General features: G+C 48.8%; 24 protein-coding genes and 1 other annotated feature. Of the genes, 2 read left to right on the forward strand and 22 right to left on the reverse strand.

Annotated elements, in window-relative coordinates:
• Positions 1-69: 69 nt before the first annotated feature.
• The 7 genes from carB to lspA all read right to left on the reverse strand — a co-directional run bounded on the left by carB (position 70) and on the right by lspA (position 9,465).
• Positions 70-3,288 carry a carbamoyl-phosphate synthase large subunit gene (carB, locus tag L3D05_RS16140; protein WP_239617341.1) on the reverse strand — a complete coding sequence of 1,073 codons (3,219 nt, stop codon included), beginning with the start codon at positions 3,286-3,288 and terminating at the stop codon, positions 70-72.
• Positions 3,275-4,420, reverse strand: coding sequence for a carbamoyl phosphate synthase small subunit (locus L3D05_RS16145; protein ID WP_239617342.1), 1,146 nt, complete (start codon positions 4,418-4,420; stop codon positions 3,275-3,277). Before L3D05_RS16145 ends, carB begins: the two co-directional genes overlap by 14 nt.
• Positions 4,421-4,432: 12 nt before the next feature.
• Positions 4,433-5,737, reverse strand: coding sequence for a dihydroorotase (pyrC, locus tag L3D05_RS16150; RefSeq protein ID WP_239617343.1), 1,305 nt, complete (start codon positions 5,735-5,737; stop codon positions 4,433-4,435).
• Between the two features lie 39 nt (positions 5,738-5,776).
• The gene (pyrR, locus tag L3D05_RS16155) at positions 5,777-6,337 is read right to left on the reverse strand and encodes a bifunctional pyr operon transcriptional regulator/uracil phosphoribosyltransferase PyrR (RefSeq protein ID WP_239617344.1); all 561 of its coding nucleotides are present in this window, start codon (positions 6,335-6,337) and stop codon (positions 5,777-5,779) included.
• Between the two features lie 279 nt (positions 6,338-6,616).
• Positions 6,617-7,870, reverse strand: coding sequence for an LL-diaminopimelate aminotransferase (locus tag L3D05_RS16160; RefSeq protein WP_239617345.1), 1,254 nt, complete (start codon positions 7,868-7,870; stop codon positions 6,617-6,619).
• A 139-nt stretch (positions 7,871-8,009) separates the two neighbouring features.
• On the reverse strand, positions 8,010-8,975 hold the full coding sequence (locus tag L3D05_RS16165; RefSeq protein ID WP_239617346.1) for an RluA family pseudouridine synthase: 966 nt from the start codon (positions 8,973-8,975) through the stop codon (positions 8,010-8,012).
• Positions 8,935-9,465, reverse strand: a complete 531-nt coding sequence (gene lspA, locus L3D05_RS16170) for a signal peptidase II (protein ID WP_239617347.1) — start codon at positions 9,463-9,465, stop codon at positions 8,935-8,937. The genes L3D05_RS16165 and lspA overlap by 41 nt, the downstream gene beginning before the upstream one ends.
• 164 nt (positions 9,466-9,629) lie before the next feature.
• On the opposite strand from lspA, the gene L3D05_RS16175 reads away from it, so the two are divergent.
• Positions 9,630-10,376, forward strand: a complete 747-nt coding sequence (locus L3D05_RS16175; protein ID WP_439647958.1) for a TraR/DksA C4-type zinc finger protein — start codon at positions 9,630-9,632, stop codon at positions 10,374-10,376.
• A 198-nt stretch (positions 10,377-10,574) separates the two neighbouring features.
• Here the strand turns inward: L3D05_RS16175 and L3D05_RS16180 are convergent, their stop codons facing one another.
• The 9 genes from L3D05_RS16180 to L3D05_RS16220 form a co-directional block, all read right to left on the reverse strand.
• A complete protein-coding gene (locus L3D05_RS16180) occupies positions 10,575-10,976 on the reverse strand; it encodes a DUF5665 domain-containing protein (protein WP_239617349.1) in 402 nt (133 codons plus the stop codon).
• A 169-nt stretch (positions 10,977-11,145) separates the two neighbouring features.
• Entirely contained in the window at positions 11,146-14,232 is a 3,087-nt protein-coding gene (gene ileS, locus L3D05_RS16185; protein WP_239617350.1) for an isoleucine--tRNA ligase, read from the reverse strand.
• Between the two features lie 46 nt (positions 14,233-14,278).
• Positions 14,279-14,580: a binding site (T-box leader), on the reverse strand.
• A 109-nt stretch (positions 14,581-14,689) separates the two neighbouring features.
• A complete protein-coding gene (locus L3D05_RS16190; RefSeq protein WP_239617351.1) occupies positions 14,690-15,175 on the reverse strand; it encodes a DivIVA domain-containing protein in 486 nt (161 codons plus the stop codon).
• 83 nt (positions 15,176-15,258) lie between these two features.
• A complete protein-coding gene (locus L3D05_RS16195) occupies positions 15,259-16,044 on the reverse strand; it encodes a YlmH family RNA-binding protein (RefSeq protein ID WP_239617352.1) in 786 nt (261 codons plus the stop codon).
• 16 nt (positions 16,045-16,060) lie between these two features.
• Positions 16,061-16,333: a YggT family protein gene (locus L3D05_RS16200; protein ID WP_239617353.1), complete on the reverse strand. Its 273-nt coding sequence runs from the start codon at positions 16,331-16,333 to the stop codon at positions 16,061-16,063.
• A 7-nt stretch (positions 16,334-16,340) separates the two neighbouring features.
• Positions 16,341-16,802 (reverse strand): cell division protein SepF, encoded by a 462-nt coding sequence (locus L3D05_RS16205; RefSeq protein ID WP_239617354.1) that lies wholly within the window; start codon positions 16,800-16,802, stop codon positions 16,341-16,343.
• The gene (locus tag L3D05_RS16210) at positions 16,802-17,503 is read right to left on the reverse strand and encodes a YggS family pyridoxal phosphate-dependent enzyme (protein ID WP_239617355.1); all 702 of its coding nucleotides are present in this window, start codon (positions 17,501-17,503) and stop codon (positions 16,802-16,804) included. Before L3D05_RS16210 ends, L3D05_RS16205 begins: the two co-directional genes overlap by 1 nt.
• Before the next feature lie 7 nt (positions 17,504-17,510).
• Positions 17,511-18,350: a peptidoglycan editing factor PgeF gene (gene pgeF, locus L3D05_RS16215; protein ID WP_369417984.1), complete on the reverse strand. Its 840-nt coding sequence runs from the start codon at positions 18,348-18,350 to the stop codon at positions 17,511-17,513.
• 57 nt (positions 18,351-18,407) lie between these two features.
• Positions 18,408-18,686, reverse strand: coding sequence for a YlmC/YmxH family sporulation protein (locus L3D05_RS16220; protein WP_169279868.1), 279 nt, complete (start codon positions 18,684-18,686; stop codon positions 18,408-18,410).
• 433 nt (positions 18,687-19,119) lie between these two features.
• Here L3D05_RS16220 and L3D05_RS16225 point away from each other — a divergent pair, with 433 nt between their 5' ends.
• Positions 19,120-20,043, forward strand: a complete 924-nt coding sequence (locus L3D05_RS16225; RefSeq protein ID WP_239617357.1) for a transposase — start codon at positions 19,120-19,122, stop codon at positions 20,041-20,043.
• A 474-nt stretch (positions 20,044-20,517) separates the two neighbouring features.
• Here the strand turns inward: L3D05_RS16225 and sigG are convergent, their stop codons facing one another.
• The 6 genes from sigG to L3D05_RS16255 all read right to left on the reverse strand — a co-directional run bounded on the left by sigG (position 20,518) and on the right by L3D05_RS16255 (position 26,747).
• Positions 20,518-21,300: an RNA polymerase sporulation sigma factor SigG gene (sigG, locus tag L3D05_RS16230; RefSeq protein WP_182301727.1), complete on the reverse strand. Its 783-nt coding sequence runs from the start codon at positions 21,298-21,300 to the stop codon at positions 20,518-20,520.
• Positions 21,301-21,423: 123 nt separating this feature from the next.
• A complete protein-coding gene (gene sigE / locus L3D05_RS16235; protein ID WP_182301728.1) occupies positions 21,424-22,146 on the reverse strand; it encodes an RNA polymerase sporulation sigma factor SigE in 723 nt (240 codons plus the stop codon).
• A gap of 16 nt (positions 22,147-22,162) precedes the next feature.
• Positions 22,163-23,125, reverse strand: coding sequence for a sigma-E processing peptidase SpoIIGA (spoIIGA, locus tag L3D05_RS16240; RefSeq protein ID WP_239617358.1), 963 nt, complete (start codon positions 23,123-23,125; stop codon positions 22,163-22,165).
• A 193-nt stretch (positions 23,126-23,318) separates the two neighbouring features.
• The gene (ftsZ, locus tag L3D05_RS16245; protein ID WP_239617359.1) at positions 23,319-24,470 is read right to left on the reverse strand and encodes a cell division protein FtsZ; all 1,152 of its coding nucleotides are present in this window, start codon (positions 24,468-24,470) and stop codon (positions 23,319-23,321) included.
• 53 nt (positions 24,471-24,523) lie between these two features.
• Entirely contained in the window at positions 24,524-25,774 is a 1,251-nt protein-coding gene (gene ftsA, locus L3D05_RS16250; protein WP_239617360.1) for a cell division protein FtsA, read from the reverse strand.
• A gap of 229 nt (positions 25,775-26,003) precedes the next feature.
• Complete coding sequence (locus tag L3D05_RS16255) at positions 26,004-26,747, reverse strand: cell division protein FtsQ/DivIB (protein ID WP_239617361.1); 744 nt, start codon at positions 26,745-26,747, stop codon at positions 26,004-26,006.
• Between the last annotated feature and the right edge of the window lie 58 nt (positions 26,748-26,805).

The following is a 26,805-nucleotide window of genomic DNA, read 5'->3' on the forward strand; positions in this document are numbered from 1 at the left end:
CTTGTCGATTTGAATTTCATACAGAAGCCCGATCCCCTAGCTGTTAGAGGACCGGGCGGCTAACTGTTATTATGATTGGAATGCTGGCATAGGCTCGCTCGAGAACCGTAGTGCTTGCAACATATTGAGCAGCGCGCTAACCGTATCTAGCGAGGTTAAGCACACAACCCCGTTCTCGACCGCTTCACGGCGAATCCGGAAGCCGTCCCGCTCCGGAGTTTTCCCCTTCGTCAGCGTATTGACAACGAATTGAGCTTGACCGGTACGGATCAAATCCAGGATGTTAGGAGAACCGTCGGAAAGCTTGTTCACGCGGCGAACTTTCAACCCCGCAGCTTCCAACGCATCCGCGGTCCCACCAGTGGCGAGCAGCTTGTAACCAAGGTTGTAGAAGCCTTTCAGAATCTGAATTGCTTCGTCTTTATCCTTGTCGGCAACCGTCGCGATGATCGCACCCGAATTCGGGATTTTCATGCCGGAACCGACCAAGCCCTTGTACAATGCTTTAGCATAATAACGGTCGCGTCCCATAACTTCGCCGGTCGATTTCATCTCAGGCGTCAAAGTTGGATCAACTCTGCGAAGCTTCGCGAAGGAGAATACCGGAACTTTAACCGAGACGAAATCGTCTTCCGGCCAGAGACCTTCTTGATAGCCAAGTTCGGTTAGCTTCTTGCCAAGGATAGCTTGGGTAGCCAAGTTAGCCATTGGGATTTTCGTTACTTTGCTCAAGAACGGAACGGTACGGGAAGAACGAGGGTTAACCTCGATCACGTACACTTTGTCTTGCCAAACAACGAATTGGATATTGACGAGTCCGATAGTTTTGAGCTCTTTGGCAATCTTAATCGTAATATCGATCGCTTGTTGCTTAATATCGTCCGACAGAGATTGCGGAGGATATACCGCAATGGAGTCGCCGGAGTGAACGCCCGCGCGCTCTACATGCTCCATGATCCCTGGAATCAAAACCGTTTCGCCGTCGCAAATCGCGTCGACTTCGATTTCTTTGCCGAGCATGTAACGGTCGATCAGAACCGGATGCTCCGGATTGATCGTTACGGCAATTTCCATGTAGGAAAGCAGCTCTTCGTCGGAATACACGATTTCCATTGCGCGTCCGCCAAGTACGTAAGATGGGCGTACAAGAACCGGATAGCCCAGCTCTTGGGCAGCGCCAACCGCCTCTCCAACCGAAGTTACCGTAGTTCCTTTCGGTTGCGGAACGTTCAGCTTGCTAAGCAATGCTTCGAATTTCTTGCGGTTCTCGGCTTCGTCGATGCTTTCCAAGGATGTACCGAGAATACGTACGCCTGCATTCGCAAGAGGTGCAGCCAAGTTAATCGCCGTTTGTCCGCCGAATTGCACGATGACGCCGATCGGCTTCTCTTGCTCGATTACGTTCATAACGTCTTCGAAGAAAAGAGGCTCGAAGTAGAGGCGGTCGGACGTGCTGAAGTCGGTCGAAACCGTCTCCGGATTATTATTGATGATGACCGCTTCATAGCCGGCATTGCGGATTGCCCATACGGCATGAACGGTGGAGTAGTCGAATTCGATCCCTTGACCGATCCGAATCGGCCCGGAGCCCAGAACGATAATTTTCTCCTTAGCGCTCGGAATGACTTCGTTCTCTGTCTCGTAAGTCGAGTAGTAATAAGGAGTCGTCGCTTCGAATTCCGCTGCGCAAGTATCAACCATTTTGTACACCGGTTTGAGACCTTGGCTAAGACGGTGAGAGCGAACGTCCGCTTCTTTAGTTAGAGCGCTGTTCGGATGGCCTTCGTTGCGAAGCTCGGCGATTGCACGATCCGTAAAGCCGTTTCTTTTCGCTTTATATAGCGTTTCTGGCGTCAGTGCCGGTTCGCGGCGGATAACATCCTCGAATTGAACGATGCGCTCGATTTTATCAAGGAACCACCAATCGATGTTCGTCAAATCTTGGATATGTTGCAATGTCCAACCGCGGCGGAACGCTTCTGCGACTAGGAACAGCCGCTCGTCGTCCGGTTTGACAAGGCGTGTCGTCAGAACTTCGTCTGTTAACTCGTCCGCGCCTTTAAGATAGATGCGGTGTACGCCGATCTCAAGCGAACGGACTGCTTTATGGATAGATTCTTCGAACGTGCGGCCGATGGCCATCACTTCTCCGGTCGCTTTCATCTGCGTACCGAGTTTACGGTTTGCAGAAGTGAACTTGTCGAACGGCCAACGCGGAATCTTAGCCACGATGTAATCAAGCGTCGGTTCAAAGCAAGCGTAGGTTTGTCCGGTAACCGGGTTAACGATTTCGTCCAATGTATATCCTACGGCGATTTTTGCGGCCATCTTCGCGATCGGATATCCGGTCGCTTTGGAAGCGAGCGCCGAGGAACGGCTTACGCGAGGGTTAACCTCGATGACGTAGTATTGATAGCTTTGCGGATCGAGCGCGAACTGAACGTTACATCCGCCTTCGATGTTAAGCGCGCGAATGATTTTCAGGGAAGCGGAACGCAGCATTTGGTATTCACGGTCGGAAAGCGTCTGGCTAGGCGCTACGACGATACTATCTCCGGTGTGAACGCCAACCGGATCGAAGTTCTCCATGTTACAGACGACGATACAGTTGTCGTTCGCGTCACGCATAACTTCGTATTCGACTTCTTTCATGCCCGCGATCGATTTCTCGATCAAACATTGTCCGATTGGGCTATAACGGATTCCGCTCGCAACCGTCTCGCGCAATTCTTCCTCGTTCGCGACGATACCGCCACCGGTTCCGCCAAGCGTATAAGCCGGACGAACGATAACCGGATATCCTAATCCATTAGCAAAATCTACGGCAGCTTCAACCGTCGTTACGATTACACTCTCCGGTACAGGTTGTTCCAACTCGCGCATCAATTCGCGGAACAGATCACGGTCTTCCGCACGCTCGATAGCGTTGAGCTGCGTACCGAGCAACTTGACGTTCTCTTGCTCGAGCACGCCTGCGCGCGCCAATTCAACGGCCATGTTAAGGCCCGTTTGTCCGCCGAGCGTCGGCAGCAAGCCGTCAGGTCGTTCTTGGCGGATAATCTGGGAAACGAATTCCAGATTAATAGGCTCGATATAGACTTTGTCGGCGATGTTCGTATCGGTCATGATCGTAGCTGGATTGCTATTGATCAGAACGACCTCGATGCCTTCTTCCTTTAAGGCTTGGCAAGCTTGTGTGCCGGCATAATCGAATTCCGCCGCTTGCCCGATGACGATTGGGCCGGAGCCGATAACGAGAATTTTCTTGAGGTCATTATTTCTGGGCATACAGCAGCTCTCCTCTCAGTGTCTCCGACAGTTGCGCTTGACGCGGACGTTCTGGGTTTGCGATCTTGTTATCGCGAATCATTTGCAAGAAACGGTCGAATAAATAGCTGTTATCGTAAGGTCCTGGTGCTGCTTCTGGATGGTATTGAACCGTGAAAGCAGGGTAACGTTTATGCTTCAAGCCTTCGATCGTTTTATCATTATTGTTGATATGCGTAACTTCAAGCTCAGTGCCGACGACGGACTCTTCCTTCACCGTGTAGCCATGGTTCTGGGACGTAATGAAGCAACGGCCGGATTCAAGTTCTTTCACCGGGTGATTACCGCCGCGGTGGCCGAATTTGAGCTTATCCGTATCAGCACCGCAAGCGAGCGCGAACAGTTGATGGCCAAGACAGATTCCGAAGATCGGGAATTCGCCCAATAGTTCTCGAATCGTATTCACCGCATGGGGAACGTCCTTCGGATCTCCAGGACCGTTAGACAATTGAATGCCGTCCGGATGCAAGCGGCGAATCTCGTCCGCTGTCGCATCTTGCGGTACGACGACGACATCGCATCCGCGTTTGGTTAACTCGCGGAGAATTCCGCTTTTCGCACCGTAATCGATAAGTACGATACGTTCTTTCTCGCCCGGGCTAGAGAACAAGCTTTTCGTCGAAGTACGAGCGACTTGATCACGCAGCAGAGCCGTAGCTCCGAGACGCTCCTTCAGTTCTTCGATACGCTCGTTGCCGGTCGTGATAATCCCTTTCATGGTTCCGTGCTGGCGAAGGATACGCGTAAGCATACGGGTATCGATGTCGCTAATTCCGGGGATGCCATACTCTTGCAACAATTGGCTGATTGTATATTGCGCCCTCCAGTTGCTTGGCACATCCTCATGCCGGCGAACCACGAAACCGTGGATAAAGGGGCGAATGCTTTCGAAATCATCGCGGTTAATGCCATAGTTTCCGACAAGCGGGAAAGTCATCGTGACGATTTGTCCGCAATAGGACGGATCGGAAATGACTTCTTGGTATCCCGTAATTCCGGTGTTGAACACCACTTCTCCTACGGATCCGCCCTCAGCACCGAAACTTTGTCCTGTGAACAACGTGCCGTCTTCCAACAATAATCTAGCTTGCATCCCAATCACTCCTTAGCGGTTAATGCCGTTCTCTTCTGTCCAGACAACCTTGCCATTAACCATCGTTAATGTTGGCCAGCCGTATAATTTCCAACCCGTGAACGGGGTATTGCGGCCTTTCGTGAGGAACTTCGCAGGATCGACTTCGCGTTCGTTCTCGAGGTCGATAAGTATGAGATCCGCAGGCGCGCCTACCTTCAACGTACCGTATGGCAACCGGAATACCCGGGCCGGATCGCTAGTCATTCTGCGGAGCAGAAAATCAAGGCTCCAGCGTCCCGTGCGGACAAATTTCGTATATAGAAGCGGAAAAGCCGTTTCAAATCCGACGATTCCGAACGGTGCTCTTTCCATGCCGCGCGCTTTTTCCTCTTCGCTATGGGGCGCGTGATCGGTAACGATAATATCGATCGTTCCATCCTCGATCCCTTGAATGCAAGCCTCTACGTCTTTAGGCGTGCGAAGCGGAGGATTCATTTTCCAATTGGCATCCATACTGTCAGGAATGTGCTCATCGGACAGTAGCAAGTGATGCGGGCAAACTTCAGCGGTTACCCTCACTCCGACCGACTTACCTAACCTGATCAGCCGTACCGACTGTTCCGTGCTGACGTGGCAGATGTGATAATGCACGCCTGTAGCTTCGGATAATAAGATATCACGGCCTACATGAATCGCTTCAGATTCATTCGGAATGCCTTTTAATCCATGCTTGCGGGCGAATGCGCCTTCGGATACAGCGGCTCCCTCAACAAGCGTATCGTCCTCGCAGTGCGCGATAATCGGCATATCGAGCGACTGGGCTAGCGCCATGGCGTTCTTCATCATTTGCGCGTTCTGTACGCCAACGCCATCATCGGTGAACCCGATTGCTCCAGCTTCCTTAAGCGCAGCGAAATCCGTCAATTCGCGTCCAAGCTCATTCTTCGTAATCGCCGCGTAAGGAAGCACGCGCACGACGCCTTCCGTTTCCGCCTTATCCAATACCGAACGAATCGTCTCCGGCGTGTCCATTACAGGCCGCGTGTTAGGCATTGGAGCAATAACTGTAAATCCGCCTTTGGCTGCGGACTCCGTACCGCTAGCGATCGTCTCCTTGTATTCAAAGCCCGGTTCGCGTAAATGGACATGCATATCGATTAATCCCGGCGAGATTAGCTTGCCCTGAGCATCGATGACTTCTGCGCCCGTTGTGTCAGGCAATGCCGAGCCTTCCTTCCATTCCGCGATAAGGCCATTGTCTACGCGTACGTGCTTGATTTCATGATCACCGGTTTCTGGGTTAAGCATCTTTACGTTAATAATCCAAGTTGACATGATCTTTTGCGCCTCCTCTGCTGTTGTGGGTTGGTGACGTTATCGACCGATCTCCGCTTCCTTTGGATGCAAGATCGTTACGCAATCAAGTTCGTCGATCTCGCTTAACAAAACGTCAATCTGCTCGTGCCGAGAGGTCGGCACATTTTTCCCTACGTAGTCGGGTCGAATCGGCAGCTCGCGATGGCCCCGGTCGACTAGGACAGCCAGTTGAATCGACTGTGGTCTTCCGCAGTCCATTAATGCATCCAAAGCCGCTCGGATCGTTCGTCCGGTATAGAGCACATCATCGATAAGTATGATTCTCTTATCTTTAACCAGTAGCTTCAGTTCCTCATCCGGGGAGATGCTGCTCGTTTCGGCCGAATAAGGCCGATCGTCGCGATATCGAGTAATGTCGAGCTCTCCGACCGCCACTGGTTGGCCTTCAATATCCAGAATTCGTTCAGCTACGCGTTTGGCCAGGTAAATGCCTCTTGTACGTATGCCGATGAGCACGCAGCCTTGAATGCCTTTATTTTTCTCGACCATCTCATGGGCAATCCGGGTAAGCGCCCGCCGTATAGCCGATTCATCCATGATGACGCGGGAGTCTGACATATCGATCCCTCCTCCTTTACGCAGTAATTGCACATAAAAAAACTCCTTGCGTCTTACGCAAGGAGGAATCAGTCAGATGAGGATATCGGTAGGCTCGCACACAGAACATGTCCATTCCGCAGAATCACTGCAGGAAGAAGCCATGTCTAGTCACGTCACCTAAGATATGTGTCAACGCTGCGCCACCTTGCCAGCCTCTCAGGACTGAGTTAAAGGTACCCGTTACATTAACAATAATTATCCCACGTTCGACATGAAGTGTCAAGGAAATCAGCCCGATTAAAATTCAAATTTCACGTCGGTTAACCGGCGTTTAATTTCATCGATTACACGCGCTTCTTCCGCTTCGCCTTGTGCGATGAACGTAACGGAAAATCGGATAAAATGGCCCGCGTCATCCCAAGGAACGGTTGAGATAAGCTTCTCGCGAATCAAATATTGGGAAAAGTCTTCCGCCGATTCGAAACGTTGTCCGCCCACGATACCTTTAGGCGCTTCAACATATAAGAAGAAGGAACCTTTCGGCTTCTCGGCGCGGAAACCGATCTCGTTCAAAGCTGCTACAAGCATATTGTGCCGACGGGAATATTTTGCGGAGATCGCTTCCGTAATTTGCGGATTGCTAAGTCCGTAAGCCGCAGCTTTCTGGATCGCGATGAATTGGCCGGAATCGTTGTTGTCTTTCACGTCTCCGAAAGCTTTGACGATTAGAGGGTTACCGGCGATAAATCCGATCCGCCAACCCGTCATGTTATAGGATTTGGACAAGGAGTGCAATTCCACCCCAACGTCTTTCGCTCCCGGAACGGACAGGAAGCTGAACGGCTTAACTCCGTCATAGGTCAACGCAGCGTATGGCGCGTCATGTACGACTACGACATTGTATTCTTTCGCCCAGGCGATGACTTTCTCGAAAAATTCAACCGTTGCCGTGGCGCCGGTCGGATTGTTCGGGTAATTCAGATACAGCAACTTAGCTCGTCGTGCGATATCCACCGGAATGGCATCGATATCTGGAAGGAAGTTGTTTTCTTTCGTCAGTTGGATGTTGTACACTTCGCCGCCGAGATATTTCGTATGCGTCCCCATGACCGGATAACCAGGCACCGTCATAATCGTAACATCGCCCGGATTAATGAATACCGTTGGCAACATGGCTAGCGCCGGCTTTGCGCCGATCGTATGAAGTACTTCCGTCTCTGCGTCGATGCCATCGACAGAAAAGACCTCTTTCAAGTATTTCGCGGCCGCGGCTTTGAATTCGGCAATTCCGTTATCCGCATATCCGCGGTTCTCGGATTTGGACGCTTCTTCTGCCAGTTTCGCGACGATGCCCGCATCGGCCATCTCGTCCGGCTCGCCAACGCCCATATCGATCAATTCCACGTCAGGTTGAGCTTTTTTGGCTGCCGCTTTCGCTCTTTTGATTTTCTCGAATTTATAAATATTCGTGTCCTTACCGTAGTTAGCCCCGCCAATGCGGCTTGCGAATAGTTCCTGAATAAAAGTCGACTGGTATTTTTCCACTCTCAAGTCACGACACTCCTTATAAGTCCATTAGTTTGCTACATTCTATGCTACAAACTATGACTTATTAAGTCGTGAACCTCCATGGATTTTTGCGCAGATCATTTGCAGAAATCTCCGTGCTCGCCCTCTGCCCCGTATATTACTAACGAGTTCTTAGAATGCTCAGAGCTTCTTCCATGTCCTCCGGAATCGGTACCGAAAATTCCAAATACTGTCCGGAGCGCGGGTGTTGAAAACCGAGAACTCCCGCATGCAACGCTTGTCCTACCATGCCGAGCGTTCGGCCGCTTTTGCCGCCGTATACCGGATCTCCGACCAGCGGGAACCCAATATATTTCATATGAACCCGAATTTGATGCGTCCGTCCGGTTTCCAGCTTCAACTCGAGAAGCGTATATTCATCGAAACGCTCGTCTACCGCGAAATGCGTAATCGCATGTTTGCTGTTCTTGTCCGTTACGACGTACAGCTTGCGGTCGTGATTCGCCCGACCGATCGGAGCGTCTATCGTCCCTTTGTCATGCTGCATTACTCCGTATACGAGAGCAAAATATTTGCGGGTTACGCTATGTTCTTTAAGCTGCTCCGCAAGCGATGCATGCGCCAAGTCGTTCTTGGCGACCATGAGCAAGCCGGACGTGTCTTTATCGATCCGATGTACGATACCGGGCCTCATCACGCCGTTAATTCCGGAAAGATCCTTGCAATGATGCAGCAGCGCATTCACTACCGTACCGCTTGGGTGCCCCGCCGCCGGATGTACAACCATTCCGCGAGGCTTATTAATGACGATAACGTCGCTATCTTCGTAAATGACATCTAAAGGAATATCTTCGGGAAACGCTTCCAGCGGTTCAGGTTCGGGCAAAGTCACGTGGATTTGGTCTCCGGCACTGACTTTGGCGTTCGCTTTCACCGATTGACCGTTTACGGAAACCGCTCCCGTACGGATCCAATCTTGAACTTGCGAACGAGAAATAGACTTGTCCGCCATCGCTTCCGTAATATGCTTGTCTATCCGTTCTCCGGAATTTTCCTCTTCGACTTGCCATTCAAACTGATTATCTTCAGACAGGTTGTTGCTCTTGGGGTTGTTCTCCATTGCCATTCGATTTATTCTCCTGTTTCATCGTCAGTAACGAATCCAAGATCACTAATGCTACACCGACGCAAATCGCGGAGTCGGCGAGATTAAAGATCGGGAACGTATACGAGCCAAAGTTAAATTGCAGAAAATCAACGACTTCGCCAAATAGCGCACGGTCCAGAAAATTACCGACCGCTCCGCCAAGAATCATAGCGAGTGCAAACAACAACATCACGCTGCCCGTCCGGAACGAACGGTGCAAATACCACAGGATTCCTACAACGACAATAATGGTAATGCTCAAGAAAAACACTCGTTGTTCCTGCAGCATTCCGAATGCGGCGCCTCTGTTACGGATATGAGAAATGATGAAAAAGTCTCCGATTACCGAGATTTTTTCGGTATTCTCTTCCACGTTAGCACTAATAATTTTTTTGCTAGCGTAATCGATTAGAAACACAACAACTGCGATGACATAATAAGACCAAATAGGCCAAATTCGACGTTGCATTCTTTTTCCGCCCTTCATCTGTTTCTCCTGCGTGTTGATTTTATCACATTGCCATAAGGAGCGTCCATGAAGTGCAAGTAAAAAACGACAGAGCCTCCATACTTACCCGACGATTGTCACACGTAAAACAACTCCATCTCGAGAAAACTATAGGCAGTCAGAAGATGAAGGGAGTGGACATCTTGACGAATCCGATTGATCAAGAACGACTTCATACGCTTAAAAGGCGATTACTTCAAGAACGCGGCGACTTGGAAAAGCGAGTGCATGGCAATAGCCATTTCGGCTTAGCTGCATCTTTACGCGATTCGACGGGAGAGCTTTCCGGAATCGATAACCACCCTGCCGATGTGGGCACGGAAATGTTCGAGCGAAGCAAAGATATCGCTTTGCTGGAGAAAGAAGCTTTCCGGTTGGAGCGTGTCGATGCCGCATTAAGCAGAATGGAATCCGGGGAGTATGGTCACTGTGTAACTTGCGGTAAATTCATCCCTATCGAAAGGCTTGAAGCTCTTCCGACCTCGATTTACTGCGTTGAGCATGAGCCAAGACAGGAACCTTCGGATAATCGTCCAGCGGAGGAAATGTTTCTCACCCCGCCTTTCGGACGCAGTAGCGTAGACGAAAGGGACGAAACCGGATTTGACGGCGAGGACGCCTGGCAAATCGTCGAATCTTGGGGCAGCTCTAACAGTCCGGCCATGGCCGAAAACAGCAACATATACGATTACGGATCCATGAGCATCGAAGCGGATGAGAACGACGGCTTCGTCGAATCTTTCGAAAGCTTTCTGGCCACCGACATTACCGGGCACAACTTGATGGTCATACGTAACCGCGCTTACCGCCAATACATGGACGCCAACGAAGGCGACCATCTTCTTGAACCCGACGAGTGGTTAGATAAATAAAAAAATGTCGCAGCTTGGGATAAAACTTAAATAAGAATAGGCGTGAGTGTCGGAACAAATATATTCTTCGTAAGAGTTTACGTCCGCCTCTTGAAGCCCATTGCCACGAGTAAATCTCATCAAGGCAATGGGCGGAGAGGAAGCGGCTGGAGAGAGATACATCTACGAAGGCTTGGCACTGAAAACTTCCCAACTAACCTAATAAGGATTAATCTCAAGCTGACGTTGAACGATGCGAACAATATCCGCAATATAATCCCCGACAATTGGCAAATTGAGCGCCCCGAGGAATTGCAGCAAGTATACGATCGTCGCGGCAAAGAACGTAAACCCGAGCGCAATTCCCACACCCCGCGATATTCCCGAGATAAAATTTCTCCATATCAATTGCCACGGTCGTTGCATTAAATTAACGTATTCCTTTAATTGCGCTTTCTCCATATCGATAGCTAAACGATCGAGCTTCTTGGATAAATACCCAAGCGTTCCTCGTAAATCTTTCGCTTCATGCGCCAACTTCTCCGTCGATTCCAAAGTCGCTTCTGGCGTTGTCTTCACTTTGATCTGATTCGGTTTCCCGTCTTTGGAATTTTCGCCCATGACCACACATCCCTTCAGGCGTCCTTTCCCTCTCTTACCCATTACCCGCCGAATGCAAAACGAGCTCTCCCGACTGCCTCAGGCTTGTAGCCTGAACAGCAGTCGGAGAAATGAGCTCGTCCTAAAATGTCTTCTTTATTATATTAGCTTCTTACTTAACTAATTATGCTCAAGAGACGATGGCGATTCCGATCGTTTTTTCGCCGGCTTGAACCGTCTCCGTGCTTGCCGTTTTTCCGAAAGACACTTCGTTAACAAGTACGTTCTCTTTCAGCACATGATCGAACGCGCGAAGAGCAGTTTCGAGATCCTCATCGACTTCTAATACAAGATCGATTCTTTTCTCGATTGGGAGATCTAGCTTCTTCCGGGTATCCTGCACCGCGCGGATCACTTCGCGAACCCAGCCCTCTTGCTCTAATTCAGGCGTGATTTCGGTATTCAGCGCTACGGTTAGGCCACCACCGGATGCGGAAGCGAATCCCGTCTTCGCTTCTTTCTCAACCAAGATTTCCTCGAGTTCAACCGTCAGAGACTCTCCATCCGGAGTAACGAAATCGAATTTGCCGGACTGGACAATATGGCGCGTCTCGTCGCTGGTCAAGCCCTTAAACGCATTTTGAATGGGTCCTACGTTTTTACCGTACTTTTTGCCCGCGACCTTCAAATTAAGCTTCAGGTTGAAGTTAACGAACCCGCTATCATCGTTCACGATCGTAATCGTTTTGACGTTAATCTCGTCCTTGATGATCTCTTCATAACCCGATAGATCGAATTCGCCGCTTAAGGAAACGAGCAACTCGGACAGCGGTTGACGCGTTTTCAGGCTCGATTCGTTACGGATGTTGCGAGCTAATTCGACCATATTCCGTACCGCCGCCATTTCGTGTTCTAATTTGGCGTCGATAACCGAAGGATCTGCTTGCGGATAATCCGCGAGATGAACGCTGCCTTTACCGCCAAGATTTCCGTAAATATCTTCGGAAACGAACGGCGCGTAAGGCGCGATCAGCTTGGACAAGGTCAAGAGCACTTCTCCGAGCGTCTGGTAAGCGGCAAGCTTGTTATCCGTCAGACCACTCCCCCAGAAGCGATCGCGGGAACGGCGTACGTACCAATTAGACAACTCGTCGATGAAAACTTCAATTCCTTTGGCCGGATTTAGGAAATCATTCACTTCCAAGCCCTTGGCAACATCGGCGATCAAGGAGTTCAAGCGCGAAATAATCCAACGGTCAAGCTTGTTATCCGACTTAACCTTCGCATGATCAGCAGCCACATATCCGTCGATCGAAGCATATAGCGCGTAAAAAGCATGTGTATTAACAAGCGTATCCACCACTTTGGATTTGGCTTCCGCCACGATCCCTTTGGAGAAGCGTTTACTGTTCCACGGAGCGCTATCCGCGAGCAATGACCAACGGAAGGCATCCGTTCCGAACTCGTCGATGATTTCCCAAGGATCGATTACGTTCCCTTTGGATTTACTCATCTTCTGGCCGCTTTCGTCCAAGACGTGGCCGGTCGAGATTACCGATTTGTATGGCGCTTTACCGTTATATAGCGTCGATACGGCCAACAAGCTGAAAAACCAACCGCGCGTTTGGTCGATCCCTTCGCAAATAAAGTCTGCAGGATACTGTTCTTGGAATTTTTTCTCGTCGCCGAAAGGATGGAAATACTGCGCGAACGGCATAGAACCGCTATCGAACCAGACATCAATAACCTCTGAAGCACGATTCATAGTTCCGCCGCATTCGCAACGCAATTGAATCGCATCCACGTAAGGCTTGTGGAGCTCGATATTTTCCGAGACATCGCCGATGGCAAGCGCGCGAAGCTCGGCAATGCTATGAGGCGCCTTCTCTTTTCCGCAGGATTCGCACGTCCATACGTTAAGAGGCGTTCCCCAATACCGGTTCCGGCTAATGTTCCAATCGACCAAATCTTCCAGGAATTTGCCGAATCGACCATCCCGCAGATGCTCCGGATACCACTGGATCGACTTGTTGTTCTCGATCAATTGATCTTTAACGGCAGTCGTCTTAATAAACCAGCTTTCCGTCGCGTAGTATAGCAACGGCGTTTTGCAGCGCCAGCAGAACGGATAGCTATGCTCCATTCTTTCTTTGTGGTGCAGCAAGCCGCGTTCGGACAGCATTTTCACAATGTCGATGTCGCAATCCTTAACGAAACGGCCGGCCAAATCCGTCACTTCGTTAATGTATTTGCCTTCATTGTTCACGACCATCAACATCGGAATCCCATGCTGACGGGCAACGCGATAATCGTCTTCCCCATGCGCCGGGGAAATATGAACGATTCCCGTACCGCTCGAGTCGGTAACATAGTCGGCATCGATAATTCGATAAGCATTTTCTACCGTCACGTATGGGAACAGAGGCTCATAAGTAAGCCCGACCAACTCGCGGCCCTTAACTGTACCTAGTGTCTCGTATTCGCCTTTCATAACTTTGTCCGCTAAAGCGGAAGCGATTATGAACACTTCTCCGTCTTGTCGTACACGTACGTAATCCAATTCGGGATTAACCGCAAGCGCGACGTTAGCCGGCAGCGTCCAAGGAGTCGTCGTCCAAGCCAGGACGAATTCTCCGTTTTCCTTAAGCTTGAATTTGGCTGTTGCCGTCAGGTCCTTGACATCTTCATAGCCTTGGGCAACCTCATGCGAGCTGAGTGTCGTTTGGCAGCACGGGCAGTACGGACTTACCCGATGTCCCCGGTACAACAGCCCCTTATCATGAATCGTCGCCAACACGTGCCACACGCTTTGGATGTAATTGTTATCCAACGTAATGTAGGGATCATCAAGATCGGTCCAGTAGGCGATTGCTTCCGTAAGCTCCCGCCATTGACGCTCGTATTCAAAGACGCTCTCTTTGCACTTGGTAATAAACGGTTCTACGCCGTATTTCTCGATTTCCTGCTTGCCGGAGATACCAAGCTGTTTCTCGACGCCTAGCTCAACAGGCAAGCCGTGCGTATCCCATCCCGCTTTACGGATAACCCGGTAGCCCGCCATCGTTTTGTAGCGGCTAACGAAATCCTTAATGACGCGGCCAAGCACATGGCCGATATGAGGCTTCCCGTTCGCGGTCGGAGGCCCCTCATAGAAAACGAAATTCGGTTTCCCTTCGCGATTGTCGATCGACTTGCGGAAAGTATCCTCTTGTTTCCATTGCTCTAGAATACGCACTTCGCGGGATCTTGCTTTTTCTTTAACGTCAACGCGTTGCATCTTCCTCATCCTTTCATAGCCAAAAAATAAAAAAAACCCGTCCCTGGAAAGGGACGAGGTTAGCTCGCGTTACCACCCTTGTTCCGCCCCTGCTCCTTCAAAGAAAGCTTGGCGGCAACTCGCAACGCACCGTAGCTCCCGGTTGTTGACCGGCTTCTAACGTAGTGCGCGTTCCTGATAACGGAGGACGTCCGGCTCTGCTTATTAGCGTTAAACCTATAGATTCAACGGCGTTCGGCAGCGCATCTCGGGGATGATATTCGGCACGTTCCTCACGCTGGCTCGCAGCTTCCGCCAGCTCTCTGAATTTCGGATGTCGCGCTTACTGATTCCCTTCTTCGATCGGGTATGGAATAATCGTATATCCTTGTTATACTTTTTACCGCAGCGTTTGTCAAACCCAGTTTCGCTCGATAACAAAAAAAGACCCTGAAGGATCTCTTTTGTTTATCGCAGATTAAGCTTCGATACCGCGCGGCTCGCGGCTATCCAACGAATCCCAACCATCCTGAGTCAACAATTCCATTTGCGTCTCGATCAGCGCCCGGAAACGCGCGCGATAGATCGTCGCCTGCTTTTTCAATTCCTCGACTTCCAGAGCCACCTTGCGGGACTTGGCCAACGCGTCGTTAATAATACGGTCAGCGTTCTTCTCCGCTTCTTTAACGATCAGTTGGGCTTCCTTCTTCGCGTTGCCTCTCAATTCATCAGCCGCTTCCTGAGCAACGATGATCGTTTTGCTAAGCGTTTCTTCGATGTTAGAAAAGTGGCCCAGCTTGTCTTGAGAAGCAGCAATTACATTTTGCAACTCTTTATTCTCGCGAATCATCGCTTCGTAATCTTTGATGATTTGATCGAGAAACTCATTTACTTGATCCTCGTCGTATCCGCGAAGGCGGCGTGCGAATTCTTTGTTATGGATGTCCAATGGCGTAAGTGGCATTGGCGCACCTCCTGGTTCATAATTTCCGTGTAGGCTTTTCAATGACTGAATTCGACGAAACCTGTGAAAATCCTTCTATTCCTTTACACAAATTTGCCGACCCTCACCCGGATTCTTCCGCTCTTCGACACGCCTTCTACTTCGATAACTTTAAATCGTCCAAAGCCTTTCATCGAAACGACATCTCCGGCCTTCAACGAATGTGAAGGATCTTCGATCGGTTTCCAACTGACTCTGCAACGCCCCGCCTTGATCGGATCGACGATTTTGGCACGGCTTAAGCGGAACACATCGCTCGCTACTCCATCTAACCGCATCGAAGCAACCGATAGTACTTGCTCCTCCAACTTCATATGGACTTCCCTTAAGGCCGACAAGGGGCGAATCGTAACATTAACGTCGATACGATGAGCTTGCTTCATATGACCGACGATGAAGTCGCCGATATCAACGGTTATAAGAGCATGACACCCTTCATCGCTAACATGCAGATCACCGATTTTATCTCGTTTAATACCTAAGCCAAGTAGCGCTCCGAGATAGTCCCCATGGTCCAGATCCGAAACACGTCGATCTTCTGAAGAAATATCAAGGACGACGATTCCCATATCCTCATCGTCTAGCTGTTTGTAGTCGGGAGCAATAATCGCCCTCTGACGCTCTGCCTGCTCAGAACCACCGGCAAGCATAACCTGGACATCAGGATTCCGATTGGCTAACGTAAATAAAATATGCGCTTGGCGTGGGTCAAGAAAATCCGTCCGCTTCGTCTCATGACGTTGTGCGGCGCGTTCGACCCATTCCCAAGCGCGATCAACGAAAGCTTTCTCATCAGGATGAAAATGCTCGTAAATTTCTTTATGCGACATTTTGAATTGAACTCCCTTACTTTCCGAACAAGTACTCCAGAACTGTCACTAAGCCTATGAGAACATATTTTAAAGCGATATACGCGACAATCGGCGAAATATCCAACATGCCTCCGATAGGAGGAATCAATCTCCGGAATGGTTTTAAGTAGGGCTCCACCAGTTTACCTAGAAACTCTCCAACAAAACTTTCGCGAACGGATGGTAGCCATGACATCAACACGTAAATAATGATCATGTATGAGTAGATGCTACCCACAATTCCAATAAAACTTTCTACTTGTTCCAACCTGGTGTCACCTCATTTTGGGATAGTCAGCGGCTTCATCAGATAATATCTCCGTGATCGTTCCCGACACTTCCACCGAATCCGGCGTGCACATAAAAATGTCTGGCCCTAGCTTAGAGATATGGCCTCCAAGCGCATATACGGTACCGCTTAAGAAGTCCACGATCCTGATCGCTTGATCCCTTCTTACCCGTTGCAGATTCACAACGACAGAGCGACGCGACTTCAACTGATCGGCAATCTCTTGCGCCTCGTCATAAGAACGTGGTTCCGTCAGAACGACACGAGAGTTCTTCTGAGAATGTATGCTCACAACATTGTTCTTTCCTGATTGTTTACGCGAATCAAACACAGGGGTTTCAATTTCTTGCTCATCGGACCCTGCGTACCTTTCACGGTCTTGATCTTGCTCTTGTTCTTGCTCTTCTTGCAATCCTAAATAGTTCAGAAACTTGTTCATGACACCCATCACAATCCCTCCTCTATCTCTTCTTTCCCTACCAGCACTGTTCCCAAACGCACCCAGGTTGCTCCTTCTTCCACAGCCACCTCGAAATCGTTGGACATTCCCATTGAAAGTTCCGTTAACGGTTCCTTCAGAATTGCCGATTCATTCAGCTCGTCTCTTAATTTCCTTAGTGCGCGGAAGACTGGCCTCGTCTCTTCAGGTTCGCTTTCAAAGGGGGCCATCGTCATAAGCCCAATCGGTCTAATCCGATCATACTTATGAAGAGCGATTAAGAATGGCTTGACCTCGTCTGGCGCTAAACCGTGCTTCGACTGCTCGCCTGATACGTTCACTTGCAATAAACAATCAACCTGAATGTCTAACAACTGCGCGCGATTATGAATCGCTTCAGCAAGCGACAGACGGTCTAAGGAATGGACGTAATCGAATTTACCGATGACATCCTTTACTTTATTGGTTTGTAGGGAGCCTATGTAGTGGAAGACGGCTTGTCCGTTTAACGTTTCCCATTTCGGTTTGGAATCCGGCCAGCGATTTTCTCCGATATGGGTTACGCCTTCTTGTATGACGGCTTGGGCTGTTTGTACCGATACGTACTTCGTTACGGCGATAATCTGGATGTCACTTCTCTGTCTTCCGCTTCTGATGCATGCTTGCTCTAACTTGTTTTCCACGTCTCGCAAACGGTCATGTAATGTCACGAAACGATCACCTCGATTTCCTTCCAAGCCAACTCATCATCCGTCCTGTCACTCCATTTTCCTTGCGATGGGAAAAGAAGAGATCCGTACGGCAGCTTGTACACCATGATGACATTTCGATGTGACTCGGCAAAATTCCTGCTTTTATCATAAGTTCTCGGTTTAAATGTTTCAAGTCGAGGTATGCGCGACCTTCCGATTGGGCTGGTTTGACGATTCGTGCATCCTCGTGGGATGAATTTCCGTTCCTTAGCTTACCTAATAACGGCAGCACATGCTGAAGCACATTTTGATCCACTTCATAGCAACAGCTGCCAATAGACGGCCCTATAGCCGCTAGTACGTTTTCTGGTTTCGCTCCGTAGACAGCTTGCAGCTTTTCAACCGTTTTAACTGCGATTTCGGTTACTGTTCCCTTCCATCCCGCATGAGCGAGCCCCAAGCTTTCCGTAACGGGATCATAGAAGTACAACGGTACACAATCTGCAAAATACATTGCCAGCAATACATCGGATTCGTTCGTAATGAGGGCATCCATGCTCTGAATCGCGTTATCCCGATGAAGCCTGCCGCGTCCGTAATCCTCGGAAGTTACCACATGTACCTCGTTGCTATGAACTTGTTCTGCGCAGGTAAAGGCTTCGAATTTCCAACCGAGTTCCTCGGTAACCTGAATACGCGATTGTATGACTGCGTTAGGATCGTCACCCACGTGAAGCGCCGTATTATGGGCTTGTCTTGTCGTGAATCCGGCGGTAACTCCATCCCTTTCACACCAAGAATGCAGCAATAACAACGGTGACTCCTCATCCTCTAAGCGTAATTGAAACGGCTCCAAAATCCACACCTCCGAACCCAGTTTACCACAGCTCCGCGGCAATCGGAAGAAAGGCGCCGCAGCGCGCTATCTTCCCGAATGTTGTTCCCCGTCTTCCAGCCGGTATACCTTAGCGTCATCCAAACGAACAAGAACGACGTCCGTTCCGATTTTTACGATATTTCTCCAAGGAATAACCACGTCGTTCCCACTGCCGAACATTCCGAACAAACGAGTGGACGTAGGCACCACGATAGAGTCGATCCTTCCTTGTCGCAGGTCCAGCTCCAAATCGCTAACCTGCCCTAGCTTTTTTCCATCCACGATGTTAATGACGTCCTTCGTCTGAAAATCAGAAATTTTCACTATTCCTCGCCCCCATTCGGCTAGGCAATCGTACCCCACTACACAATATATGAGCCAGTCTGGAAAAATGTACGGTCTTCAGCTCGCGCCCTCATATAAATAGTATGATCACCCCTCTAAACCCGTATAGCCATTATCCCCCTCAGTCAGTTTGTCTGTCCACGCCAGTTCCATATGCCCATTATCCCCTTCAGTCAGTTTGTGTCCACGCTAGTTCCGTATGTCCATTATCCCATTCATTCAGTTTGTGTCCCCACTAGTTCCGTATGTCCATTATCCCCTTTAGTCAGTGAGACTTTTACCGATATTGCACCCGATCCAGGTCCATAATCGCTTTATTTTTTTTACCGTTATTTATGTTTATCACTTGATATTTTTATATAAATTATGTAAAATAAAATAAGAACAAATGTTCTCATTGGGGTGAGGGATAATGCAAAGTTCGCAATGCTTCGAGCATTTTTGCAGTCTGTATAACTCAGAAGAAAAATGCATTGCCGCCTTTTTCGACGCCCGTTGGCCTACAGGTTTTTGTTGTCCGCACTGCTCACATCGCCAATTTTATTTAATCCGTACTCGCAAGCTTCCTTTATATGAATGCCGTGATTGCCATATCCAGACTTCACTTACCGCGGGAACGATTCTCGAGGGCAGCCGGACACCACTGAAGCTTTGGTTTCAAGCATTGTATCTTCATTCGCTACCAACCGGCATAAGCGCAACGAAATTAACATCAATCATTGGGACAACATACAAAACCGCCTGGCTTATCTGCCATAAAATTCGTCACGCGATGTCTTCCGCCGAATCTCGCGAATTGCTATCTGGAGTAGTTCGGGTGAATTGGGGAGTCTATGGCCATCCGTACAATCCGACCATATTCAGGCATCCTCAAGAGCAGCCTCTTCTAGCCGGCGGCACAATCGACTCCAACGATCAAATCATCCACCTCAAAATCAAACAAATTTCCGATAACCATCTCATTCATGACCGCATTACCCGCTTAGGCAGCCTTGCTTTCACCTCCCAGTATGTCGATCCCGCAGTTACTGATTTAACCGTCGTTACCCAGAAATTTAGCCGTAACAGGTCCAATGCCCTCATTTCACTCTGCAATCGCGCATCTAATTGGATGAATCTTGTGTTTAATGGCATAGGTCCGAAGCATCTACAATCTTATTTGGATCAATTTTGTTTTAGCTTCAATCGTGTTCAGAGCGGCGAGAACATTTTTAATAATCTTCTTCAATACTCCGCCTCTACCTCAACTTTGAAGTACCCTGAATTAGTAAGTCGTGCTAATCATTCCAAACTACATAAACGCAACTATTTCCACCTTCTAAGAGAGGCTTGCTAAAACAATCATGATTACATTATCTAAGCCATATTTTATGGCGAACTTTTGCGAATCTGCTAATTGAGTATGCTACCCTTTAGTAGGTGGTAGGTGCCACTCAATAACGGTCCTACATTGTTGAGTGTTACTTTTTCTGCATTACAGCTTAATGGTCTTATGTAATTCGGCAATGTTGAGGATATTAACTCTTAAGTGATGCTCTTTTGCGATTCTGCATAGTTGAAGGTGCTACTTCTTAGCGAGGCGCTTATAATACTTCGGCGTTGTCTGGGCGGGGTCGTTACTGAACGAAGGGGATAATGGCTGTAGCTATTTTTGGGGGATATAGGTTCAAATTCAAGTTTAGGTTCAGGTTCGCGCTCAAACTCAAGCGCATGCCTGTGCCCGTGCTATCACATCGAGTGTCAGTACCGACATAACAAAAAGAGAGCGAAGAAACATTCCTTCACTCTCTCGCTTATTTCTACGCTTGTACTATGTTTTAACATGTTTTTGCATTTGCTGGATCGCCGACTTCTCGAGCCTGGATACTTGAGCTTGAGAAATACCGATTTCGTCGGCCACTTCCATCTGGGTTTTACCTTCGAAGAAACGCATGGACAAAATCATTTTCTCGCGATCATTGAGCTTTCTCATTGCTTCCCGAAGAGCGATCTCTTCAATCCATTGAACGTCTTTGTTGCGTTCATCGCTAATCTGATCCATGACGAAGATCGGGTCTCCACCATCATGATAGATCGGTTCAAACAAAGAAACCGGATCCTGAATCGCATCCAATGCGAAGACGATATCCTCCTTCGGAACATTCAATACTTCGGAGATTTCCAAAATTGTCGGTTCTCTGGAGTGTTGATTCGTTAGTTGGTCTCTCACTTGCAACGCCTTATAAGCAATATCGCGCAAGCTGCGAGAAACTCGGATCGGGTTGTTATCCCTCAAGTAACGACGGATTTCCCCGATGATCATCGGAACCGCATAGGTCGAGAATCGAACATTCTGACTCAGATCGAAGTTGTCGATTGCTTTCATTAAACCAATGCAACCGACTTGAAATAGATCGTCTACGAATTCTCCACGGTTATTGAACCGTTGGATCACACTCAAGACCAGGCGTAAATTTCCGTTTACCAATTTTTCCCTGGCAGAGATTTCTCCTCGGGTTTGCAGAGCGAGAAACAGTTCCCTCATTTCGGCATTGGTTAGAACGGGCAGCTTTGAGGTGTCCACTCCACAAATCTCCACTTTATTGCGGGTCAAGGCAATTCCTCCCGGGGAGCAGCATTAATGTAAAGTATCTCCGGGTAGGGGTTTTTTATTCCGATATTTGATACTTATGGTACACGCGAAAAAAGTGAGAAAAAACCGAATTTTCGCGCAATTTTATACCATTTTATTAAATTCCTTGCGCAGTCGCTTAATAATTCGTTTTTCTAGTCTCGAGATGTACGATTGAGATATACCTAGCAAGTCGGCGACATCCTTCTGGGTTTTTTCTTCCCCGTCAGCCAACCCGAAGCGCAGCTCCATGATCGTGCGCTCTCGCTCGCTAAGCTTATCCAATGCTTTGTGTAACAATTTACGATCGACTTGTTCTTCAATATTGCGGTAGATCGTATCGTTTTCCGTTCCAAGCACATCGGAAAGAAGAAGCTCGTTGCCATCCCAGTCGATGTTTAAGGGCTCGTCGAACGAAACTTCTGTCCGCGTTTTGCTATTCCTCCGCAAGTACATCAGAATTTCGTTCTCAATACACCGAGATGCATATGTCGCTAATTTAATTTTCTTATCCGGATCAAACGTATTTACGGCTTTAATGAGACCTATTGCGCCGATGGAAACCAAATCTTCAATATGAATTCCCGTGTTCTCGAATTTACGGGCGATGTAGACGACTAATCGCAAGTTACGCTCAATGAGCATAGCCCGGATTGCGGCATCTCCCGTAGACAGTCTCTCTAATAAATATTCTTCCTCTTCTCGACTGAGTGGCGGGGGTAATGCCTCGCTCCCACCAATGTAGTAGACCTCTTCGCTTTTCCAACCAAACCAGAATAACAGGCGATAAAACGATAATTGGGTCTTTAATTTCAAGTTCACGAACATTTCTGTAGACCTCCTGTCACGCAGGTTGAGATGGAGCCGACGTTAAGGGGTCGGCATGAGCCATGTCGGGGTGGACAATGGCACGATACGTACCTTCGGATGACAAAGTTCCTCCATCTAAACCAATTAGAACCCGGTTCACTTGAAGAAGGGGATGTCCTTCCCGAGACAACAAAACCGCATCCGGCTTTACGGCCAGCATGAGACGGGTATTGCCATTCACTGCGCGATAGGGGACTAATCTAAGGCGATTTCCCCAAGGATATTCCTCCGCGGAGGACGTATCCAATTCAGATATAAGCAGGTCAGCCGACTCACCTTTTAACCGTTCACACCAGCCTTGAGGCAGTTGTTCTCTCCAAACGCTTGCCTCCATAATCATGACGGGGATGCGAGTTAACGGATCATACAGCCGATTGCCCGTATCCATTAAGGCCTTTATCTCCCAACTGCCTTCGCCAACCTTAATCTGAACATTCCAAAACAGTTGTTCCAGGTCTTGCCGTTTCCTGCGAGTTTCCGACGTGCTGCGGAACAACCAAAGAGAGAGCAGGAAGGTCATCACGAACAAGCCTAATTGCATCTGCCACTCTAAGAGCAAGCCTCCATCCGCTGTATACGTAACCCCGCCCCAAGGCGACTCCGTGGAGCGAAGCAAGTAGGACAGTCCGATTACACCGCCTAGCGTTGCAAAGTTCACCAAGTAAAAGGCACCGAAGTTACGGATAAATTGTAAAGGTCCGCCATATCCATAGGAGAGCAGTACCATTCCGAGAGACACTATCACTTTAGCTCCGAAAGAATAAAGGTACGGGATATGGGCCCAGAACATCGCAGCTGCATAGATCGCTCCTACGAAGGCGGCAACAAACACACGGCTTCTTGCTGGCCTAAGGTGGCGTACTTTTGCGGTAGTCAGCAACACGGCACCGTCTACGGCAAAATTGGTGAAGAACACTAAATCTACATATACGGTCATAGGCTGCCCCCATCCTTGATCGCCCGGAAAACGACGACGAAACGCAAGCCGGGATGGATGAACCCAGTATAATCGCTTTCAAATTCGGTGTCTGTCTAATCTTGCCGACCCTCTAAGCCTTTTTTTTGTCGATAAAAAAAGCTCCGAGTCCGCAATTGCGGACCCGAAGCTCTTAAAAGTCGTATGAATAGCCTTAACGATCGCCACGCGGACGATTACGTAAAAATGCAGGAATATCAAGTTGATCGCTCGACAAGCTTTGATTGCCGAAAGGGCGAAGATTCCCTGTCTGACGAGCGTCAGATGGGCTCGAGCTCTCGGTTTGAGGTTGTGCTTGCGCTTGTGGTTGCGATTGAGGCAATGGTGTCGCTGCTGGACGTCTTGTTGGACCTTTGTGCTCAAAACCCGTAGCAATGACGGTTACTTTGATCTCATCCTTCAAGTTGTCATCGATAATCGCCCCGAAAATCATATTCACTTCCGGGTCTGAGGCCGAAATGACGATTTCCGCCGCTTCGTTAACTTCGTAGAGAGACAAGTTGGAACCGCCAGTGATATTCATGATAACTCCGCGTGCGCCTTCAATCGAAGTTTCCAGGAGAGGGCTCATGATCGCTTTGCGAGCGGCTTCCATAGCACGATTCTCCCCGGATGCTTGACCGATTCCCATTAATGCAGAACCGCGCTCCGACATGATCGTTTTCACGTCTGCAAAGTCTAGGTTAATCAAGCCAGGTACGGCGATAAGATCAGAAATACCTTGAACAGCTTGACGCAACACGTTGTCCGCTTCGCGGAAAGCTTCAAGCATCGGAGTTTTCTTGTCGACAATCTCAAGCAATCTGTCATTTGGAATGACGATGAGAGTATCAACTTTTTCTTTCAGCGCTTCGATACCCAGCTCTGCTTGCGAAGAACGTTTACGACCTTCGAAAGTGAATGGACGGGTTACTACCCCAACCGTTAACGCTCCGCATTCCTTCGCCAATTCGGCGATTACGGGAGCAGCACCTGTACCGGTTCCACCGCCCATACCTGCCGTAACGAATACCATATCCGCCGAACGAAGCGTATTCGTAATAAATTCACGGGATTCCTCGGCTGCCTTTTTACCAACGTCAGGATTCGCACCCGCACCAAGCCCACGAGTAAGCTTATCCCCGATTTGCAGCTTTTGTTCAGACTTCGTCAAGTGCAATGCTTGCGCATCCGTATTCACGGTAATAAACTCTACGCCTTTGACGCCGTTCTCGATCATTCGGTTTACAGCGTTACTGCCGCCGCCACCGACTCCGATGACTTTGATTTTCGCAAGTGGCTCCATTTCAAAATCAAACTCCAACATAATTTGCTAACTCCTCCTTGCTTCGCATGAATGGTTCCTTAATAAGCGGCGGCTTAAATAAATTCCTTGAACATGTTTTTGAACCATTCAACAATGCCAGGCTTGGATGCCGTATTAGCGCTGCTACCGGCTGCTTTCGCTTTTGGTGCGCGTTTGGTTCCAACTGCGCCGCGTGTTCGAACATATTTGGTTACATATTGGATCATGCCAACACCGCTGCTGAAAGACGGATCTCTAACTCCGATGTAATCCGGCACAGCGATTCTAACGTTGGATTCCAATTCGATCTGCGCCAATGGAAGAACGCTTGGCAAAGAGACGGAACCCCCTGTAAGAACATAACCGTTAATTTTGTCGTGATAACCCAATCGTTTAACCTCTTGACGTACCATTTGGAAAATCTCTTGCATTCGAGGTTCGATGATATTCGCAAGATCGAGCTGGGAGAATTCCTTCTCCATGTTGCTTCCCACTCGCATGACCTTGAACTTCTGATCCTCAGCGGCATCATCCGTACGGGCACAGCCGTACTTCAGCTTGATTTTCTCCGCATGTTCGGTTTGGGTTTTGAGACCATAACAAATATCGCTAGTCACATAGTCTCCGCCAATCGGAAGCGTAGATACAGCTGCTAGACTTCCACCTTCGAAGATGGCAAGCGTTGTCGAGCCTGCACCAATGTCCGCTAGAACGGTTCCCATTTGCTTCTCGTCTTTGGTTAAAGCCATCATTCCTGACGCAAGTGACATCAAGATAAGGCCCGAAATACGCAGACCTGCTTTCTCTACGCATCTCATGAGGTTATGTACAGCTGCTTTTGTACCTGTAATAATGGTGCATTCAACTTCGAGTCGAACGCCAATCATACCGCGCGGATCTTGAATATCCGCTAATCCGTCAACTAAAAACTGCTTGGGAACAAGTCCAATGATTTCCCGTTCAGGCGGTAGGGCAACCACTTTGGCCGCTTGTAAAACACGTTCAATATCTTCTTCGCCGATTTCCCGATCTTCATTGGAAACAGCGACGACTCCGTGATTACTTTGCAAAGCGATATGATTGCCGGAAATCCCGACGTAAACCTCGCTAATTCCAATTCCGACCATGCGCTCAGCATGATCGACGGCATTACGAATGGACTGCACGGTTTGGTCAATATCTACAATGGCGCCTTTGCGAATCCCATCGGAATCTGCAGAGCCTACGCCAATGATGTTAATGGCCCCGTTGCTGATCTCCCCGATAATCACCCGGATTTTCGAAGTTCCAATATCCAGGCTGACGATGAGGTCGTTGTTGCTCAACCGGTGGCACCTCCCGTAGTTCAATGAAAGTGGCTGTGTACAAGGGATGCTTCCTCTACTTATTCCACATCCACGAGGTTTTCCCTCTTTTTTCTACAATTTTTTTAGTCATTTGTTGAGGATGCTATCAGACAATCTGAAAGAGTACCTATTTCACCCATAAATGAAATTCTAGCATTCTTTTCGATTATTGAGTAGAGTCCTTTTCCTTAACTTTATCGGCTTCTTGTTACTCATCTGTAACATTTTCCGCGGAATAGGGCAAATAAGTGTCTGCTTCCAACATAATTATCTTGCCGGGTTCCCGATTTTGCACGATATCGCTAAGATAGGCAATTTTATCTTTTAGCTTGTCTACTGTCGTTACGACTTCGAATCTAGAACGTGTAAACATCTTGATCCGACTCGGATAAGAGATCGAGGGATCGGGATGAATCTCCGACAAATCTGCAAGGAGATAATTAGGAAGCTCATCTAGAACGCGACATAACGCATTCAAGTTGACATCTTCCGGCTTCCATCCTGAAAGAATCGGCTTGTCTAGCAAATTACCTTCGGGAATCGGCAATGTCAAGCCATTGGACAAAACCGCTAGCAGCTGGCCGTTATCGGAAAGTTGAACCGCGACTTGCGGATATTCCTTCACTTCGACGCGTAGCTTGCCCGGAAAATTTTTGATGATATTAACGCTCTCGATGGGTTTCATCTCCGTTAGCCTAGCCTTAAGTTTGGCAATGCTAGGAACAAAAAAGGAATCCCCAGGCGTAACGCCGAGTTTCAACCCGACTTCTTCTTTGCTTAGATATTGCGTGCCTGTTATCTCTATCTCCGAAATCTCGGAAAGGGGGGAGCGGAAAAACAACACGATGAGAACGATGACAAAAAGCGCAATCAAGAGCCTTAACAATTTTCTCCCGCGGCGAGAGCGAGGAACTCCCCCTTCGCGCTTTAATGCGGGAATTCTTTCCGTCATAATCCATCCCCCCTTGTCCATCTCTTTCATAAAAAAAACCCGCAGCCGAAGTCGTTTC

The sequence above is a fragment of the Cohnella mopanensis genome (assembly GCF_022352055.1).
Lineage (GTDB): Bacteria > Bacillota > Bacilli > Paenibacillales > Paenibacillaceae > Cohnella > Cohnella mopanensis.

What these genes read in the sequence shown, in the direction of transcription:
- carB (WP_239617341.1), bottom strand. Translation starts at nt 3,288, where the DNA reads ATGCCCAGAAATAATGACCTCAAGAAAATTCTCGTTATCGGCTCCGGC.
- L3D05_RS16145 (WP_239617342.1), bottom strand. Translation starts at nt 4,420, where the DNA reads ATGCAAGCTAGATTATTGTTGGAAGACGGCACGTTGTTCACAGGACAA.
- pyrC (WP_239617343.1), bottom strand. Translation starts at nt 5,737, where the DNA reads ATGTCAACTTGGATTATTAACGTAAAGATGCTTAACCCAGAAACCGGT.
- pyrR (WP_239617344.1), bottom strand. Translation starts at nt 6,337, where the DNA reads ATGTCAGACTCCCGCGTCATCATGGATGAATCGGCTATACGGCGGGCG.
- L3D05_RS16165 (WP_239617346.1), bottom strand. Translation starts at nt 8,975, where the DNA reads ATGGCAATGGAGAACAACCCCAAGAGCAACAACCTGTCTGAAGATAAT.
- lspA (WP_239617347.1), bottom strand. Translation starts at nt 9,465, where the DNA reads ATGCAACGTCGAATTTGGCCTATTTGGTCTTATTATGTCATCGCAGTT.
- L3D05_RS16175 (WP_439647958.1), top strand. Translation starts at nt 9,630, where the DNA reads ATGAAGGGAGTGGACATCTTGACGAATCCGATTGATCAAGAACGACTT.
- L3D05_RS16180 (WP_239617349.1), bottom strand. Translation starts at nt 10,976, where the DNA reads ATGGGCGAAAATTCCAAAGACGGGAAACCGAATCAGATCAAAGTGAAG.
- ileS (WP_239617350.1), bottom strand. Translation starts at nt 14,232, where the DNA reads ATGCAACGCGTTGACGTTAAAGAAAAAGCAAGATCCCGCGAAGTGCGT.
- L3D05_RS16190 (WP_239617351.1), bottom strand. Translation starts at nt 15,175, where the DNA reads ATGCCACTTACGCCATTGGACATCCATAACAAAGAATTCGCACGCCGC.
- L3D05_RS16195 (WP_239617352.1), bottom strand. Translation starts at nt 16,044, where the DNA reads ATGTCGCATAAAGAAATTTACGAGCATTTTCATCCTGATGAGAAAGCT.
- L3D05_RS16205 (WP_239617354.1), bottom strand. Translation starts at nt 16,802, where the DNA reads ATGGGTGTCATGAACAAGTTTCTGAACTATTTAGGATTGCAAGAAGAG.
- L3D05_RS16225 (WP_239617357.1), top strand. Translation starts at nt 19,120, where the DNA reads ATGCAAAGTTCGCAATGCTTCGAGCATTTTTGCAGTCTGTATAACTCA.
- sigE (WP_182301728.1), bottom strand. Translation starts at nt 22,146, where the DNA reads ATGTTCGTGAACTTGAAATTAAAGACCCAATTATCGTTTTATCGCCTG.
- spoIIGA (WP_239617358.1), bottom strand. Translation starts at nt 23,125, where the DNA reads ATGACCGTATATGTAGATTTAGTGTTCTTCACCAATTTTGCCGTAGAC.
- ftsZ (WP_239617359.1), bottom strand. Translation starts at nt 24,470, where the DNA reads ATGTTGGAGTTTGATTTTGAAATGGAGCCACTTGCGAAAATCAAAGTC.
- L3D05_RS16255 (WP_239617361.1), bottom strand. Translation starts at nt 26,747, where the DNA reads ATGACGGAAAGAATTCCCGCATTAAAGCGCGAAGGGGGAGTTCCTCGC.